18 protein-coding genes are annotated in these 13289 nt (G+C 72.4%); 12 read left to right on the top strand and 6 right to left on the bottom strand.

All coding sequences use genetic code 11. The features are described from left to right. Window positions 1-50: 50 nt before the first annotated feature. Both HNR30_RS10060 and HNR30_RS10055 read left to right on the top strand, forming a co-directional pair. The gene (locus HNR30_RS10060) at window positions 51-728 is read left to right on the top strand and encodes a helix-turn-helix domain-containing protein (RefSeq protein ID WP_181609482.1); all 678 of its coding nucleotides are present in this window, start codon (window positions 51-53) and stop codon (window positions 726-728) included. A 63-nt stretch (window positions 729-791) separates the two neighbouring features. After that, a complete protein-coding gene (locus HNR30_RS10055; protein ID WP_181609481.1) occupies window positions 792-1130 on the top strand; it encodes a hypothetical protein in 339 nt (112 codons plus the stop codon). A 4-nt stretch (window positions 1131-1134) separates the two neighbouring features. On the opposite strand, the gene HNR30_RS10050 is transcribed toward HNR30_RS10055, so the two are convergent. Together HNR30_RS10050 and HNR30_RS10045 are read right to left on the bottom strand one after the other, a co-directional pair. Then, window positions 1135-1938, bottom strand: a complete 804-nt coding sequence (locus HNR30_RS10050; RefSeq protein WP_181609480.1) for a siderophore-interacting protein — start codon at window positions 1936-1938, stop codon at window positions 1135-1137. Between the two features lie 39 nt (window positions 1939-1977). Beyond that, window positions 1978-2934, bottom strand: a complete 957-nt coding sequence (locus HNR30_RS10045; protein ID WP_181609479.1) for an alpha/beta hydrolase — start codon at window positions 2932-2934, stop codon at window positions 1978-1980. Between the two features lie 141 nt (window positions 2935-3075). Here HNR30_RS10045 and HNR30_RS10040 point away from each other — a divergent pair, with 141 nt between their 5' ends. The 3 genes from HNR30_RS10040 to HNR30_RS10030 are packed head-to-tail and all read left to right on the top strand — an operon-like array spanning window position 3076 to window position 5378. After that, entirely contained in the window at window positions 3076-3861 is a 786-nt protein-coding gene (locus HNR30_RS10040) for an ABC transporter permease (RefSeq protein WP_181609478.1), read from the top strand. Further along, the gene (locus HNR30_RS10035; protein WP_181609477.1) at window positions 3854-4636 is read left to right on the top strand and encodes an ABC transporter permease; all 783 of its coding nucleotides are present in this window, start codon (window positions 3854-3856) and stop codon (window positions 4634-4636) included. The genes HNR30_RS10040 and HNR30_RS10035 overlap by 8 nt, the downstream gene beginning before the upstream one ends. A 4-nt stretch (window positions 4637-4640) precedes the next feature. Beyond that, complete coding sequence (locus tag HNR30_RS10030; RefSeq protein WP_181609476.1) at window positions 4641-5378, top strand: ABC transporter ATP-binding protein; 738 nt, start codon at window positions 4641-4643, stop codon at window positions 5376-5378. Here the strand turns inward: HNR30_RS10030 and HNR30_RS10025 are convergent. Continuing rightward, window positions 5372-5851 (bottom strand): hypothetical protein, encoded by a 480-nt coding sequence (locus HNR30_RS10025; protein WP_376771737.1) that lies wholly within the window; start codon window positions 5849-5851, stop codon window positions 5372-5374. The genes HNR30_RS10030 and HNR30_RS10025 overlap by 7 nt on opposite strands. A gap of 85 nt (window positions 5852-5936) precedes the next feature. Between HNR30_RS10025 and HNR30_RS10020 the strand changes: the two genes are divergently transcribed. Both HNR30_RS10020 and HNR30_RS10015 read left to right on the top strand, forming a co-directional pair. After that, window positions 5937-6464, top strand: a complete 528-nt coding sequence (locus HNR30_RS10020) for an MFS transporter (RefSeq protein WP_246377991.1) — start codon at window positions 5937-5939, stop codon at window positions 6462-6464. Between the two features lie 44 nt (window positions 6465-6508). Continuing rightward, window positions 6509-7264 (top strand): YcnI family copper-binding membrane protein, encoded by a 756-nt coding sequence (locus HNR30_RS10015; protein ID WP_181609475.1) that lies wholly within the window; start codon window positions 6509-6511, stop codon window positions 7262-7264. A gap of 101 nt (window positions 7265-7365) precedes the next feature. On the opposite strand, the gene HNR30_RS10010 is transcribed toward HNR30_RS10015, so the two are convergent. From HNR30_RS10010 to HNR30_RS10000, 3 genes are read right to left on the bottom strand one after another with little or no spacing between them, the layout of a single operon-like run. After that, the gene (locus HNR30_RS10010) at window positions 7366-8217 is read right to left on the bottom strand and encodes an ABC transporter permease (protein ID WP_181609474.1); all 852 of its coding nucleotides are present in this window, start codon (window positions 8215-8217) and stop codon (window positions 7366-7368) included. Then, complete coding sequence (locus HNR30_RS10005; RefSeq protein WP_312894314.1) at window positions 8204-9178, bottom strand: ABC transporter ATP-binding protein; 975 nt, start codon at window positions 9176-9178, stop codon at window positions 8204-8206. Before HNR30_RS10005 ends, HNR30_RS10010 begins: the two co-directional genes overlap by 14 nt. 26 nt (window positions 9179-9204) lie before the next feature. Continuing rightward, the gene (locus tag HNR30_RS10000; RefSeq protein WP_181609473.1) at window positions 9205-10302 is read right to left on the bottom strand and encodes a LolA family protein; all 1098 of its coding nucleotides are present in this window, start codon (window positions 10300-10302) and stop codon (window positions 9205-9207) included. 136 nt (window positions 10303-10438) lie between these two features. On the opposite strand from HNR30_RS10000, the gene HNR30_RS09995 reads away from it, so the two are divergent. The 5 genes from HNR30_RS09995 to HNR30_RS09975 all read left to right on the top strand — a co-directional run bounded on the left by HNR30_RS09995 (window position 10439) and on the right by HNR30_RS09975 (window position 13287). Continuing rightward, a complete protein-coding gene (locus HNR30_RS09995; protein WP_181609472.1) occupies window positions 10439-10579 on the top strand; it encodes a hypothetical protein in 141 nt (46 codons plus the stop codon). Further along, window positions 10576-10923 carry a hypothetical protein gene (locus tag HNR30_RS09990; protein ID WP_181609471.1) on the top strand — a complete coding sequence of 116 codons (348 nt, stop codon included), beginning with the start codon at window positions 10576-10578 and terminating at the stop codon, window positions 10921-10923. Before HNR30_RS09995 ends, HNR30_RS09990 begins: the two co-directional genes overlap by 4 nt. Window positions 10924-11010: 87 nt before the next feature. Beyond that, window positions 11011-11685: a response regulator transcription factor gene (locus HNR30_RS09985; RefSeq protein WP_181609470.1), complete on the top strand. Its 675-nt coding sequence runs from the start codon at window positions 11011-11013 to the stop codon at window positions 11683-11685. After that, on the top strand, window positions 11678-13051 hold the full coding sequence (locus HNR30_RS09980; protein ID WP_312894313.1) for a sensor histidine kinase: 1374 nt from the start codon (window positions 11678-11680) through the stop codon (window positions 13049-13051). The genes HNR30_RS09985 and HNR30_RS09980 overlap by 8 nt, the downstream gene beginning before the upstream one ends. 77 nt (window positions 13052-13128) lie before the next feature. Continuing rightward, window positions 13129-13287 (top strand): hypothetical protein, encoded by a 159-nt coding sequence (locus HNR30_RS09975; RefSeq protein ID WP_181609469.1) that lies wholly within the window; start codon window positions 13129-13131, stop codon window positions 13285-13287. Window positions 13288-13289 lie beyond the last annotated feature (2 nt).

Raw genomic sequence — 13289 nt, 5'->3', positions numbered from 1 at the left:
CTGGCACTGGCCCGGGGGACGGCGACGTGCACACAACGAGGGTCGGTTCCGTGCTGGTCCACAGGACCGGCCGCGCTCCGCGTCCGCGCACCGGCGGGCCCGGGATCTACCAGCTCTGGCTGGGGCCGGGCGAGCTGGTGCTCGACGACGCCTCGCGCCCGCTCCTGGCGCCGTGCGGGCTGCTGCTGGCCTTCCCGCGCGCGCTGCTGCCGCTGCCGGAGAGGCGGGTCAGGCCGCTGGTCCCGCTCAGGCTCCCGGGCGATCGCGGGGTGGGCGCGTTGCTGACGCAGTTCGTGCTGACGCTGGCCGCCCACGGCCGCGAGCTCACCGAGGCCGACGCGCCCCGGCTGACCGCGGTGCTGATGGACCTGCTGGCCGCCGTCATCGAGCACGCCCCCGGCGACGCCACTCACCCTCTCGTACGGCAGGCGTACGCCCACATCGAGGCGCATCTGCACGATCCGGCCCTGACACCCGGTCAGGTGGCGGCCGCCTGCAGCATCTCCACCCGCTACCTGCACCGCCTCTTCCAGCGCGAGGGCGGCACCGTGTCGGGGATGATCAGGCGCAGGCGCCTGGAGCGCTGCCGCCGCGACCTGGCCGGCGGAGACCCTTCGATCGCCGCCGTCGCCGCCCGGTGGGGCTTCCGCGATGCCGCGCAGTTCAGCCGCGCCTTCCGTTCGGCCTACGGCATGCCTCCGAGCCTTTACCGCCAGTCAGTGCGCTGACTGCACGCAACAGGCCGTCGTGCGCCAAGGACTCCCGGCACGCCGGGTCGGCATCCTGTCGCCATGAGAGTTGTGGCAGCAGCGCTGGCCGCCTTGGTGCTCCTCATCGGAGCCTCGCCCGCCGGCGCCGAGAAGTACGGCTTCACCCTCTATTCGGACACCGGGTTCGCCAACCCGGTCGTCTCCCACGAGCTCACCGAGTGCGTCGACTTCATCAACCCGGTGCCGGGGCGCGCCGTCGGCTCCTACCGCAACCACCCGCCGCCGGGATGCCAGGTCAAACTGCTGACCACCGGCGGCACGCTGGAGTTGTGCCAGGGCACGCGGGAGGTGCCGGCCGCCTACCGCACGGCCTACTTCTGGCAGATCGACTTCCGGCCGACACCGTTCTGCACGCAGTGACCCCTCAGGACAGGGCCGCGGCCTCCTCGGCCTCGATCGTCTGGTTCCAGTCGCGCTTGACCTGGCGCCAGCCCTCGTCGTCGACGCCGAGCCGCCAGTAGCCCGAGATCGACAACTGCGCCATCGGCAGCCCGTGCTCGACGCGCAGGTGGCGGCGCAGCACCTTGACGAAGCCCGCCTCGCCGTGGACGAAGGCGTGGACCTGCCCCTCGGGGTGGTCGAGGGCCCGCACCGCGTCGACGAGCCGCTCCCCCACCGGCGCGTCGCCGCGGTGCAGCCACGTCACCCTGGGGTCGAGCTTCTGCTCCTCGGCCGGATCCTCGACCTCGATGAAGGCGTGCACGAGCGCATCCTCCGGCAGGCTCTCCAGCGCGGCGGCGATCGCCGGCAGCGCGCTCTCGTCGCCCGCCAGCAGGTGCCAGCCGGCCTCGGCCGAAGGCGCGTAGCCGCCGCCGGGGCCCAGCATGTAGATCTCGTCACCGGGCTGCGCGGCGGCCGCCCACGGGCCGGCCAGGCCCTCGTCGCCGTGGTAGACGAAGTCGAGGGTGAGCTCGCCCGCGTCGGCGTCCCAGGCGCGCACGGTGTAGGTGCGCAGCTTCGGCCAGAACTCGCGGGCCACGCTCTCGCGGCAGGCGTCGATGGAGAAGGGCTCGGGGTAGTCGACGCCCTCCTGGAGGAAGACCAGCTTCACGTAGTGGTCGGTGAGGCCCGACGTGGCGAAGCCGGACAGCCCGTCACCGCCGAGCACCACGCGGATCATGTGCGGCGTGATCCGCTCGGTCCGCAACACGACACCTCGGTGTGCCATCCTGAACCCCCACAGAACTAGTTAGGTAACCCTAACTTATCAGGCGGCGGCAGCGGGTGCCGAATCGGCGGCCCCGAGATCGGCGACGAACTCCGCGATGTGCCGGTAGGCCCGCCTGGCCTCGGGCAGCACATCGGCCAGCATGGGGAAGACGTGCGGCATGCGGTCCCACTCCTCGTAGCGCACCGGCACCCCGGCCGCGCGGGCCCGCTCGGCCACCCGCCGGTCCTCGTCGCGCAGCACCTCCGTCGACCCCGTGACGATCATCAGGGGCGGCAGCCCCGCGTAGTCGCCCAGCACCGGCGAGACGAGCGGGTCGCGCGGGTCCAGCCCCGCCGTCCACCGCCTGGCCAGCCACCGCACCCGCGAGGCCGACAACATCGGGTCCTGCCACCGGTTGGCCCGGCGGGGGAAGTCGGTCAGGTCCGCCCACGGCGACAGGCAGATCGCGCCCGCGGGCATCGGCCTGCGCCGGTCGCGCAGCGCCAGCAGCGTGGCCAGGGTCAGGTGCCCGCCGGCCGAATCGCCCGCGAGCAGGATGTCGCCCGGCTCGTGGCCGCGTTCCAGCAGGCACTCGTAGGCGTCGAGCGCGTCCTCCAGCGAGGCCTTCAGCGGATGCACCGGCCCCTGACGGTAGTCGAGCGCCAGCACCGGTCTCCTGGCCGCCACCGACAGGCGCCACGTGATGGGCCGGTGGGTGGCGGGCGAGCAGGAGAAGTAGCCGCCGCCGTGGAAGTACAGCAGCGCCTTGCGCTCGTCCAGGCCCAGCCCGGCACGCACCCACTCGCCGCCGCAGCGCGGGAAGCGGTGCGGCACGATGCCGACATGGCTCGGCGGGCGCATCGGGACGGCCTTGAGCAGCGAGCACGCCGTCAGCGCGAGCGGGTGGCGCAGGAACAGGGATCCGATCGGCTTGACCGCCCCGCGCAGCACGTGGGTGAGCGCGCGAGCCTGCCAGCTGAGGGGGTGACGGGGAAAGAGGTCCTGGTCGAGCATGCGAGCCTCCATAAGGAGGGTTTCCCCCAGAACATCGTCTTAATCGGGTTGCCGGCCCGCGACCGCCGCGCGGATAATCGCGCAGGTCGACCCGTGCCCACCTGTGGGCACGGGCTGTTGTCGTTCCCTCACGCTCCGGAGGTGACCGCCATCTACCTCTATCCCACCCTCATCCTGTACGGCTTCCGCAAGCACGCCACCTACGTCTGGGCCGCTCTGGCCGGAGCCTTCACCAACTCCGTCTTCGGCATCCTGCGCGCCTACGTCCTCATCGCCCTGTGGCAGGCCAGACCGCACCTGGGCGGCTACGACGTGGTCGACGCCGTCACCTTCTGCTTCGTCACCCAGGCCATGATCGGCCCCATGCAGCTGTTCGGCGGCGGCCTGGGCATCCCCGAGCGCATCCGCAGCGGCGACATCGCCCTCGACCTGGTCAGGCCCGCCTCGCTGCAGGCCTGGACGCTGGCCGAGGACCTGGGCAGGGCCGCCTACCTGCTGGTCGTGCGCGGGCTGCCGCCCACCCTCCTGGGCGCCCTGCTGTTCGGCCTGACCCACCCCGACGGGCCCGACCGCTGGGCGCTGTTCGGCCTGTCGTTCCTGCTCGGCGTCGTCGTCAGCTTCGCCTGGCGCTACCTGGTGGCGCTGTCGGTCTGCTGGCTGATCGACGAGCGCGGCGTGGCCACCGTCTCGATGATCCTGATGACCTTCTTCAGCGGCCTGGCCCTGCCGCTGACCATCTTCCCCGGCTGGCTCGGCGAACTGGCCCGCTCGCTGCCGTTCGCCGCCATGGTCCAGGTCCCGATCGACGTCTACCTCGGCAAGGGCGACGGCCTGGCCTTCCAGGTGCTGTGGGCCGCGGTCCTGCTCGCGCTCGGCGCGGCCGGCACCCGCCTGGTGCGCCACAAGGTGGTGATCCAGGGTGGTTAGGAGCTACGTCCTGCTCGCGTGGACCTGGACCAGGGCCGCGACGGCCTACCCTGTCTCCTTCGCCCTCATGACGGTGTTCGGCCTCGTCGTGGCCGGCATGGACCTGGCCGTGATCCTCATCATCTTCGCCAACACCACCTCGCTCGGCGGGTTCGGCCGGGAGGAGGTGCTGTTCCTGTACGGCACGGCCTCGCTCGCCTTCACCCTGGCCGACCTGCTGTTCAGCAACCTCGACAGGGTCAGCCAGCACATCAGGGCGGGCAGCCTCGACACCGTGCTCATCCGGCCGGTCAGCGCCTGGATCCAGCTGGCGACCGACCGGTTCTTCCCGGCCCGCATCGGGCGCGTCCTGCAGGCCGCCGCGGTGCTGTGGTACGCCGTGGCCGCGCTGGAGCTGGAGCGGCTGTGGATGGTCCCGCTGATGGTCGTGTGCGGTCTGGTGATCTTCGCGGCGCTGTGGACCTTCGCGGGGGCGCTGCAGTTCGTGCTCACCGACGCGCCCGAGGTGGTCAACGCCTTCACCTACGGCAGCGGCGCCTACGTGCAGCACCCGCTGAGCATCTACGGCAAGGAGCTCGTGAGGGCGACCACGTTCGTCCTGCCGCTGGCCTTCGTCAACTGGCTGCCGGGGCTGTACGTCCTGGGCCGCCGGGACCCGCTCGGCCTGCCCTCCTGGGCCGGGCTGCTGGCGCCCGCCGCGGCGCTCATCCTGCTCGCGCTGTCAGGACTCGCCTGGCGCCAGGGCATCCGCCACTACCGATCGACGGGGAGCTGAGAAGATGATCGAGCTACAGGGCGCGGGGCGCTCCTTCAAGGTCAAACGGCAGGTCGTGCATGCCGTACAGGATCTGACGTTCCGCGTGGAGCCGGGCGAGTTCGTCGGCTACCTGGGGCCCAACGGCGCCGGGAAGTCGACCACGATCAAGATGTTGTGCGGCATCCTCACCCCGACCTCCGGGCGGGTGCGGGTGGCCGGGCTGGATCCCTCACGCAAGCGCACGACGCTGGCCAGGCGCATCGGCGTGGTTTTCGGGCAGCGCACGACGTTGTGGTGGGACCTGCCGCTCAAGGACAGCTTCGAACTGATCCGGCTCCTTTACAAAGTAGATCGCAAGCTGTTCGCCTCCCGGCTGGAGGAGATGGTGGAGACGCTGGACCTGGCGGAGTTCCTCGCCCGGCCGGTGCGCCAGCTCAGCCTCGGACAGCGCATGCGCGGCGACCTGGCCGCCGCTCTGCTGCACGGGCCCGACCTGCTGGTCCTGGACGAGCCGACCATCGGCCTGGACGTGGTGAGCAAGGCGGGCATCCGCGACTTCCTGCAGCGGACCAATGCCGAGCGGGGAACGACGGTCCTGCTCACCACCCACGACCTGGGCGACATCGAACGGTTGTGCCGCCGGGTGATGGTGATCGACCACGGACGCCTCGGGTTCGACGGCACGCTGGAGGATCTGATGGCCGGGCAGTCCTCACTGGAGGAGGTCGTCACCCGGCTCTACACCGGCTCTCTTCAGTAGTACGCGCCCTGGGTGGACTCGTAGTCGTCCTCTTCCAGGTCCTCGTCACGGCGTGCCCAGCGTGAGGGCATCAGCACGGGCAGGAAGAGGGCGACGCCGAGCAGGGCGTAGACGCCGGTCGTCAGCAGGGTCTGGTTCCCCAGGCCCGCCTCCCGCAGGAGCTGGTGCACCGACGGCTCCTTGGGGATGAAGGACAGGGCGCGGTTGATGTCGAGCACGTAGACGACGGTCCAGGCGAGCAGGACCATCGACGGCACGAAGGTGGCCAGCGGGGAGATCCGCCCCGACATCACCAGTCCGAGCACCAGGCCGACCGCGGCCATGGCGCCCAGGGCTATCCACATGGGCCGTCCCCCGGGCGGACTGGCCAGCGCGCTGGCCGTCGCCTGGTACACAGCCCAGCCGCCCCCGCCGAGCAGGATGGCGCTTACCACCAGCCCGACGAGCAAACCTGCGAAATGCCGCACGAACATCACCTCTGCTCCGACCCTAGCGACAAAGCGCACATATCGGCCAGGGATTGCACGGCAAGGTACACGTGAGAGCATGGGTTCGCCCATGAACGCACACGCCCCCTTGCGAGCACTCCGCGCGGCGGCCTTCTCGGCCGTGTGCGTGCTGCTCGCCGCCCTCGCGCACCTGGTCGCGGGCGGTGCGGCGCCCACCACGGGCACGCTTGGTCTGGGCGCCGGCGCGGTCTTCGTCCTGGCACTGCTGCTGGGCGGGGCCGAGCGCGGCCAGCCGGTCCTCACCGTGGCGCTCGGCGCCACGCAGCTGGGGCTGCACGAGCTGTTCGGCACCCAGACCGACTACCTGCCCGCCCACCACGGCGGCGGAGGGCTGAGCGTCAGCGCCGGCATGCTCCTGGCACATCTGGGCGCCACCCTGGTCACCGGATGGTGGCTGGCGCGCGGCGAGAACACGCTGTGGTCGCTGCTGCGGCGGCTGTTCCTGCGCCTGGCGCTGTTCGTCCTGCCCGGCCTGCCCGTCACGCGGCAGGCTCCGATCCTTCCCCTGCCGGTGCCCGCGCGTCCGAGCGAGCTGCGGCACATCGTCAGCAGGCGCGGTCCTCCACTGCCCGCCTGATCCCCTGACACCCCGTTCGCGTATCTCTCCCAGTGGAGTTTTTCATGTCCTTCATCCGCCGTGGCGCGAGCGTGCTCGCCGCCACCACCGCTCTCACGCTCGGCCTGGCGATGCCCGCGCTGGCCCACGTCACCATCCAGCCCGGCACCGCCCCGCAGGGCGGCTTCACCAAGGTCGCCTTCCGGGTGCCGAACGAACGCGACGACGCCGGCACGGTCAAGCTGGAGGTGTCGTTCCCGGCCGACCACCCGCTGGCGTTCGTCTCGGTGAAGCCGCTGCCCGGCTGGAAGGCCGAGGTCGTCGAGAGCAAGCTGCCCGCCCCGGTCAAGGTCGAGGACGGCGAGCTCGAGGAGGCGGTCACCAAGGTCGTCTGGACGGGCGGGAAGATCAACCCCGGTGAGTTCCAGGAGTTCGAGGTCTCGATGGGCCGCCTGCCCACCGGCGTCGACCAGCTGATCTTCCCCGCCACCCAGACCTACTCCAGCGGCGAGGTCGTCAAGTGGGCCGACCCGCCCGCCGCCGACGGCTCCGAGGCCGAGCATCCGGCTCCCGTGCTGAAGCTCACCCCGGCCACCGGCGACGGCCACGGGGCCGCTACCGCCACGACCGCTCCCGCCGGCCAGACCTCTCCGCAGGCGTCTCCCCCGGCGTCCGGGCCCTCGGTGACGCCCGTGGCCGCCACCGCAGACGGCGCCGACGGTGCCACCGACGGCACCGCCCGGCTGCTCGGCGTCGCCGGGCTGGTCGTGGGAGTGGTCGGCGTCGTGATCGGTGCGCTGGGCCTGCGCCGCCGCGCCTGACGTGACCAGGGAGCGGCGGCCCGATTCGTGCCGCCGCGCCTGAACCTGCCCCGGGGCGGCGGGCTCGGCCCGAGTGCCGTGCCCGCCGCTCCCCCGGGCGCTCAGGAGGTGATGTCCTTGCCCGTGAAGCGGGCCCAGGCCAGCGAGCAGAACAGCACGATGTAGGCGCCGAAGGCCAGCAGCGACTGCCAGATCTCACTCATCGGCACCGGGTCGCGCAGCAGGCCGTCGAAGCCGGTCCACCGCGTGGGCAGCAGGTAGGGCGCGAGCCAGTCGAGCTGCGGGATCGCCCGCAGCACCTGCGTGACGATGATGAGCACCACCGTCGCCGCGATGGCGCCGATCGCGACCTCGGTGAAGGTCGACAGGGCCACGGCCACCGCGGCCAGCGCCGCCATGCCCGCCGCGACGTAGCCGACCATGGCCAGCACCCGCAGCAGCCCCTCCCCCAGCGAGATGGTCGTGCCCGACAGCAGCGTGACGTCGCCCGCGGGGAAGAGCACCAGGCCCGTCAGCAGCGCGGCGGTGGCCACGGTGAGGGTCAGCGCCAGGCCGAACAGCACGGCGTTCAGGTACTTCACCGCCAGCAGCCTGCCCCGGCCGGCCGGAGCGGTCAGCAGGTAGCGCAGCGTCCCGGTGCCGGCCTCCCCGGCGATCGCGTCGCCCGCCACCACCGCGACCGCGACCGGCATCAGCAGCGGCACCAGGACGAACAGCGACACCACGGTGAGCATCAGGCTGTTGCCCGCGGTCTGGGCGATCATGCCGCCGGCGTCGCCCTCGGAGCCGACCAGCCGGATCACGACGCCGATGATGATCGGGACGGCCGCCAGGATGGCCATCATGACGAGGTTGCGCGGCCGCCGGAAGGTCAGGGCCAGCTCCGAGCGCAGCAGCCGCCAGGTGACGGACGTACGGGTGGCGGGCAGCACCAGCGCCTCAGCCGTCGACATCGAAACCCTCCCCGGTCAGTCCGACGAACACCTCTTCCAGGCTGGGCCTGGCCACGGCCAGCCCTCGTACGGCCACGCCCTGCCGTACCAGCTCGGCGTTGACCCGGTCGGGCGCGTGCTCGCCCAGCTCCGCCGTGACCTCCTCGCCCGCGGCGCGCACGTCGGCCAGCCCGAGCGAGGCCAGGATCCCGGCCGCGTGGGCCAGGTCGGGCGTCTCGACCCGCAGCCGCGCCGAGCGGCCCGCGTGCAGCTCGGTCAACGTGCCGTGGGCGACGAGCCTGCCGTGGCTCATGATGCCCGCGTGCGTGCACATCTGCTCGACCTCGGCCAATAGGTGCGAGGAGACGAAGACGGTGGTGCCGTCGCCGGCGATCTCCTTGACCAGCGCGCGCACCTCGCGGGTGCCCTGCGGGTCGAGGCCGTTGGTGGGCTCGTCGAGCACCAGCAGCCGGCGCGGCGTCAGCAGGGCGGCGGCGATGGCCAGGCGCTGGCGCATGCCCAGCGAGTAGGCCCGGTACCGCTTGCCCGCCGCCGCCGAGAGGCCCACCCGCTCCAGCGCCCGGCCGACCCGCCGGGCGGCGTCGCGGCCCGAGGCGGCGGGGTTGGCGGCGTCGAAGCGCAACAGGTTGGCCGAACCGGACAGGTAGGGGTAGAAGGCCGGGCCCTCGACCACCGCGCCGACGGCGGGCAGCGCCCGGGCGAGCGGCAGGCCGAGCAGCTCGTGCGTGCCCCCGGTGGGAGCCACCAGGCCGAGCAGCATGCGGATGGTGGTGGTCTTGCCCGAGCCGTTGGGCCCGAGGAAGCCGAAGACGCTGCCCGCGGGCACGGTCAGGTCGAGGCCGTCGACGGCGACCTGGCCGCCGCGGAAACGTTTGGTGAGCCCGCGCGTGACGATCGCCGCGCCGCCCGCCGGGTCCTCGGCGGCGGGCGGGGCGGCGGGCGCCCTTTCGGGCGCCCGCACAGTCAGCTCCGCGGGTGACTCCACGGTCACCGGGATCCGGCCAGCTCGGTGAGCTTGTCGGGCGTGACCGCCCCGACCAGCACCCGGCCGTCGTCGGTCAGCAGCGCGGTGAGCAGCTTCGTCTTGATGAGCCTGCCGCTCCCCCACGTGCCGCTGACGGGCGTGGCCCCCTTGAGGAAGGAGTCGACCGCCTGCTTGGCCTGGGCGTCGGACGGCAGCTCGAAGGGCACGACCGCGACGGTGCTCCAGCCCTGCCCGACCGTCTTCAGCGCCGGCATGTCGTCCATGCGGTCGGTCTTGGCCAGTTCGGCGCCGGTGATGGTCTGGTCCTTCACGGTCACCCCGGCGGGCGGGGTGAAGGTGAAGTTCTCCTCCGCCGGAGGCGCGAAGCTGAGCTGGGTGAAGCCCACCTCGAAGGCGGGTTCGGCGGAGTCCTTGGCGTAGATCTGCACGCGCAGCGGGACGTAGGTCTCGCCGTCGAGCGCGACCTTGATCTCCTTGACCAGCGTGGAGGGATCCTTGGGCGCCAGCGACACCTGGTAGACCGCGCGGCCGGCGACCTGGTCGGTGTTGGTGACGCTGACGGTGCTGTGCTGCTCGGCGTCGGCCAGCACCTTCTCGGCGACCTGCTGCGGGGTCATGTCGGTGGGCTGCGGGGTGGGCGGGGTGTGCTTGGCCTGCGGCCCGAGGTCGATCTTCAGGCGGGTGGCGGTGTTGCTGGCGCTGTCCCAGAGCCAGGCCTGGCCGCCGTTGACGATGAGGTTCTTCTCGCTCATCTCACCGGGCAGGGCCAGCCTGAACCGCTCGCCGCTGCCGTACCAGACCTTCACCTCGTGCGCCCCCGTCAGCAGCGCGAGGGGCGAGTCTCCCCCTGCGGCGTCGGCTCCGGGCAGCGCCGGCAGGCCGAGCGAGGCCGTCTTGGTGACGGTGCCCGACATGGGCTGGATGCCGGACTGGCGCTCCGCGGCCGCGGCGGCGTCGGCCAGGAGCTGGCTCGCCGTACGCTCGGGCAGCACCGGATCGGATCCGACCGCGGCGATGACCGGTCCCGCCGCCACGGCGGCGCCGATCACGGCGGCGGCGGCCACCGGCACTCCCCATCTCACGAGCTTGCCTGTTCGCATGTCACTCCTTCACGGTATTGCGTTCACCCGGAAGCCTGCGCGAATGATCCTGTGCGGAGACTGAGAGGCGCTGAGAGGCCTCTCAGATAGCGGGAGCAAAGCCCGCGCACAACGGCCGCGCCTACGGTCGCGGGCTGTGAGAACGATCGGGGTGCTGGGTCTCGCCGTGCTGGCCGCCGTCATGGCCGCCGTGCCGTACCGCAGGGACTTCCCGTACGGCGTGAGCGACGAGCGGTGGGCGGCGGCCCGGGGGTACGGCCTCCCGGCGACGACGTGAACGGCCGCTACCTGCGCTCGCTGGCCCCGCAGCGCAGGAGCCTGGCGCTCGCGCTGCTGCACGGCCGCGAGCCGGAGGGGCTGTCGGCGCCGCCGCCGTCGGGCGGGGTGCTGACCGCCTCCGACACCAGCTGCGTGGCCCGCGCCCAGGAGGGGCCGCCCGCCCAGGCGGTCGCCGAGGCGCGCTGCGCCGCGTCCACCTCCTACGGCGGGACCGTCCAGCGGCTGCACGCGCACCTGCTGGCCGCCTCGCCCCCGCTTTTCAGGACCGAGGCCGACAACAAGGTCCGCCTCGAACTCGCCGCGCTCCCGCGGGCGAGACAGATCATGGGAGAGACACGATGAGGAAGACCATCCTGGCCGGGCTGGTCGTCCACCCACAGCTCCACGTGCTGAGAAGGCTCTCAGTCGTGATTGCCTAAACTCCACGCCATGAGAGTTCTGGTGGTCGAGGACGAGCGGCGCATGGCCGCGGCCCTGCAGCGGGGCCTGCAGGCCGAGGGATTCGCCGTCGATCTCGCCCACGACGGGGAGCAGGGCCTGCACATGGCCAGGGTCGGCGACTACGACGTGGTGGTGCTCGACATCATGTTGCCCCGGCTGTCCGGCTACAACGTGTGCAAGCAGTTGCGCGCGGAGGAGAACTGGGTGCCGATCCTGATGTTGTCGGCCAAGGACGGCGAGTACGACATGGCGGACGGGCTCGATCTGGGCGCCGACGACTACCTGACCAAGCCGTTCTCGTACGTGGTGCTGGTGGCCCGGCTGCGGGCGCTGCTGCGGCGCGACGCCGGGCGGCGTCCCGCGGTGCTGTCGGCGGGCGACCTGACGCTGGACCCGGCGCGGCGCCGGGTCCAGCGCGGCGAGGAGCCCGTGGAGCTCACGCCCCGCGAGTTCGCGCTGCTGGAGTACCTGATGCGCCGCCACGACGAGGTGGTCTCCAAGTCGGAGATCCTGGAGCACGTCTGGGACACCTTCGACACCGACCCCAACGTGGTCGAGGTGTACGTCGGCTACCTGAGGCGCAAGATCGACGCCCCGTTCGGCCGGGGCGCGCTGCAGACCGTGCGCGGAGCGGGATACCGGCTGGCGGGCGACGGTGGCTGACGTCCTGCCCCGCCGGCGGGGGCGCGCGCCGGGCAGCCCGCTGTCGTGGTGGCGGCGGCAGAGCCTGCGCTTCCGGCTGACCGCCGTGGCCGCGACCGTGCTGGCCTTCGCGCTCGCGTTGTCGGCGTCGGTCTTCCTGAGCGTGCTCACGACCTCGCTGACGAACGCCAGTGACGAGGCGATGACGCAGCGCGCCCAGGCCGTGCGGGTGATGGCCGACGCGGGCACCGTCCCGCGCGTGCTCACCTCCACCGAGGGCACGATCATCCAGGTGCTCGACGCCGGCGGCCGCATCACGCACGCCACGCCGGGCGCCGACCGGCTGGTGCCGCTGCTCAACGCCGAGCGGCGCGGCGGGGCGCTGGCCTCCGGCGAGCCGGCCTTCTCCCACGACTCCTCGGGGCCGCTGCGGGTGATCGCGCTGCGCGCCGACCGCGGGCAGAGCGTGCTGGCCGCCCGGCCGGTGCGCGGGCTGGACCAGAGCGTGCGGGTGGCGGGCCGGGTGCTGCTGATCGGCACGCCCGCGCTGACGATCGTGCTGGCCGTGGCGAGCTGGCTGATCATCGGCCGCACGCTGCGCCCGATCAGCTCGCTGCGCGAGGGCGCCACCGAGATCACCCACACCGCCCGTTCGCGCCGCCTGCCGGTGCCGGTGTCGCGCGACGAGGTGCACGCGCTGGCCACGACGCTCAACGACATGCTCGGCCGGCTGGAGGAGGCCGAGCGGCGCCAGCGCGCGCTGGTCTCCGACGCCGCCCACGAACTGCGCAGCCCGCTGGCCAGCATCCGGCTCCAATTGGAGGTCGCGCTGGGCCATCCGGCGGGCGCCGACTGGATCGAGACGGCCGAGGGCGTACTGGAAGACACGCTGCGCCTGTCGCGCCTGGCCGAAGACCTGCTGGCGCTGGCCCGCCTCGACGAGCGCGGCGGCACGCCCGCCCGTCACGACCCGGTCGAGCTGGAGTCGGTCGTGCGGCGCGTCGCCGAACGTTACCCGTCGGTCCGCGTCACCCGCTGCGAGCCGGTGCTCGTCGAGGGCGACGAGCTCGACCTGGGCCGGGTGCTGACGAACCTGCTCGACAACGCCGTACGGCACGCCGAGGCCACGGTCGAGGTGCGCCTGACCTCCGACGGCACCCTGACGGTCACCGACGACGGACCGGGCATCCCCGAGGCCGACATGGAGCGGGTGTTCAACCGTTTCACCCGCCTCGACGAGGGCCGCGGGCGCGACCAGGGCGGCGCGGGGCTCGGGCTGGCGATCGTGCGCGAGACCGTGCGCGCCCACGGCGGCAGCGTGCACCTGGAGGACGCCGGTCCCGGCCTGCGGGCGGTGGTCAGGCTGCCGGCCTTCCGCATGGGGTGAGTCGCCTGCAAAGCGGATCGAAAGCGGCACCGCCTAGAGTGTCGCCCGTTCTCGTCCGCGCCTCATCGGAGCACACGTTGCGCAAGCCACTCACCGTCGCCCTCGCCGCCGCCGCCGTCCTGGCAGGCGTGCAGTCCCCGGCGGCGGCGAAGCTCGAACCGATCAAGATCTACTGCCCGAAGGTCGTCTTCGACTACCCGTGCGACATGTACTGGACCGACGACCCGACCCCGTAGCG

This window comes from Nonomuraea soli (assembly GCF_013761175.1).
Taxonomy (GTDB): domain Bacteria; phylum Actinomycetota; class Actinomycetes; order Streptosporangiales; family Streptosporangiaceae; genus Nonomuraea; species Nonomuraea soli.
This window is presented reverse-complemented; position numbering and strand designations above follow the sequence as displayed.

Excerpts from the sequence above, each read along its gene's own strand:
- HNR30_RS10055 (WP_181609481.1), top strand. The coding sequence starts at position 792 with ATGAGAGTTGTGGCAGCAGCGCTGGCCGCCTTGGTGCTCCTCATCGGA.
- HNR30_RS10050 (WP_181609480.1), bottom strand. The coding sequence starts at position 1,938 with ATGGCACACCGAGGTGTCGTGTTGCGGACCGAGCGGATCACGCCGCAC.
- HNR30_RS10010 (WP_181609474.1), bottom strand. The coding sequence starts at position 8,217 with ATGTCGACGGCTGAGGCGCTGGTGCTGCCCGCCACCCGTACGTCCGTC.
- HNR30_RS10045 (WP_181609479.1), bottom strand. The coding sequence starts at position 2,934 with ATGCTCGACCAGGACCTCTTTCCCCGTCACCCCCTCAGCTGGCAGGCT.
- HNR30_RS10030 (WP_181609476.1), top strand. The coding sequence starts at position 4,641 with ATGATCGAGCTACAGGGCGCGGGGCGCTCCTTCAAGGTCAAACGGCAG.
- HNR30_RS10020 (WP_246377991.1), top strand. The coding sequence starts at position 5,937 with ATGAACGCACACGCCCCCTTGCGAGCACTCCGCGCGGCGGCCTTCTCG.
- HNR30_RS09985 (WP_181609470.1), top strand. The coding sequence starts at position 11,011 with ATGAGAGTTCTGGTGGTCGAGGACGAGCGGCGCATGGCCGCGGCCCTG.
- HNR30_RS10025 (WP_376771737.1), bottom strand. The coding sequence starts at position 5,851 with ATGTTCGTGCGGCATTTCGCAGGTTTGCTCGTCGGGCTGGTGGTAAGC.
- HNR30_RS10000 (WP_181609473.1), bottom strand. The coding sequence starts at position 10,302 with ATGCGAACAGGCAAGCTCGTGAGATGGGGAGTGCCGGTGGCCGCCGCC.
- HNR30_RS10015 (WP_181609475.1), top strand. The coding sequence starts at position 6,509 with ATGTCCTTCATCCGCCGTGGCGCGAGCGTGCTCGCCGCCACCACCGCT.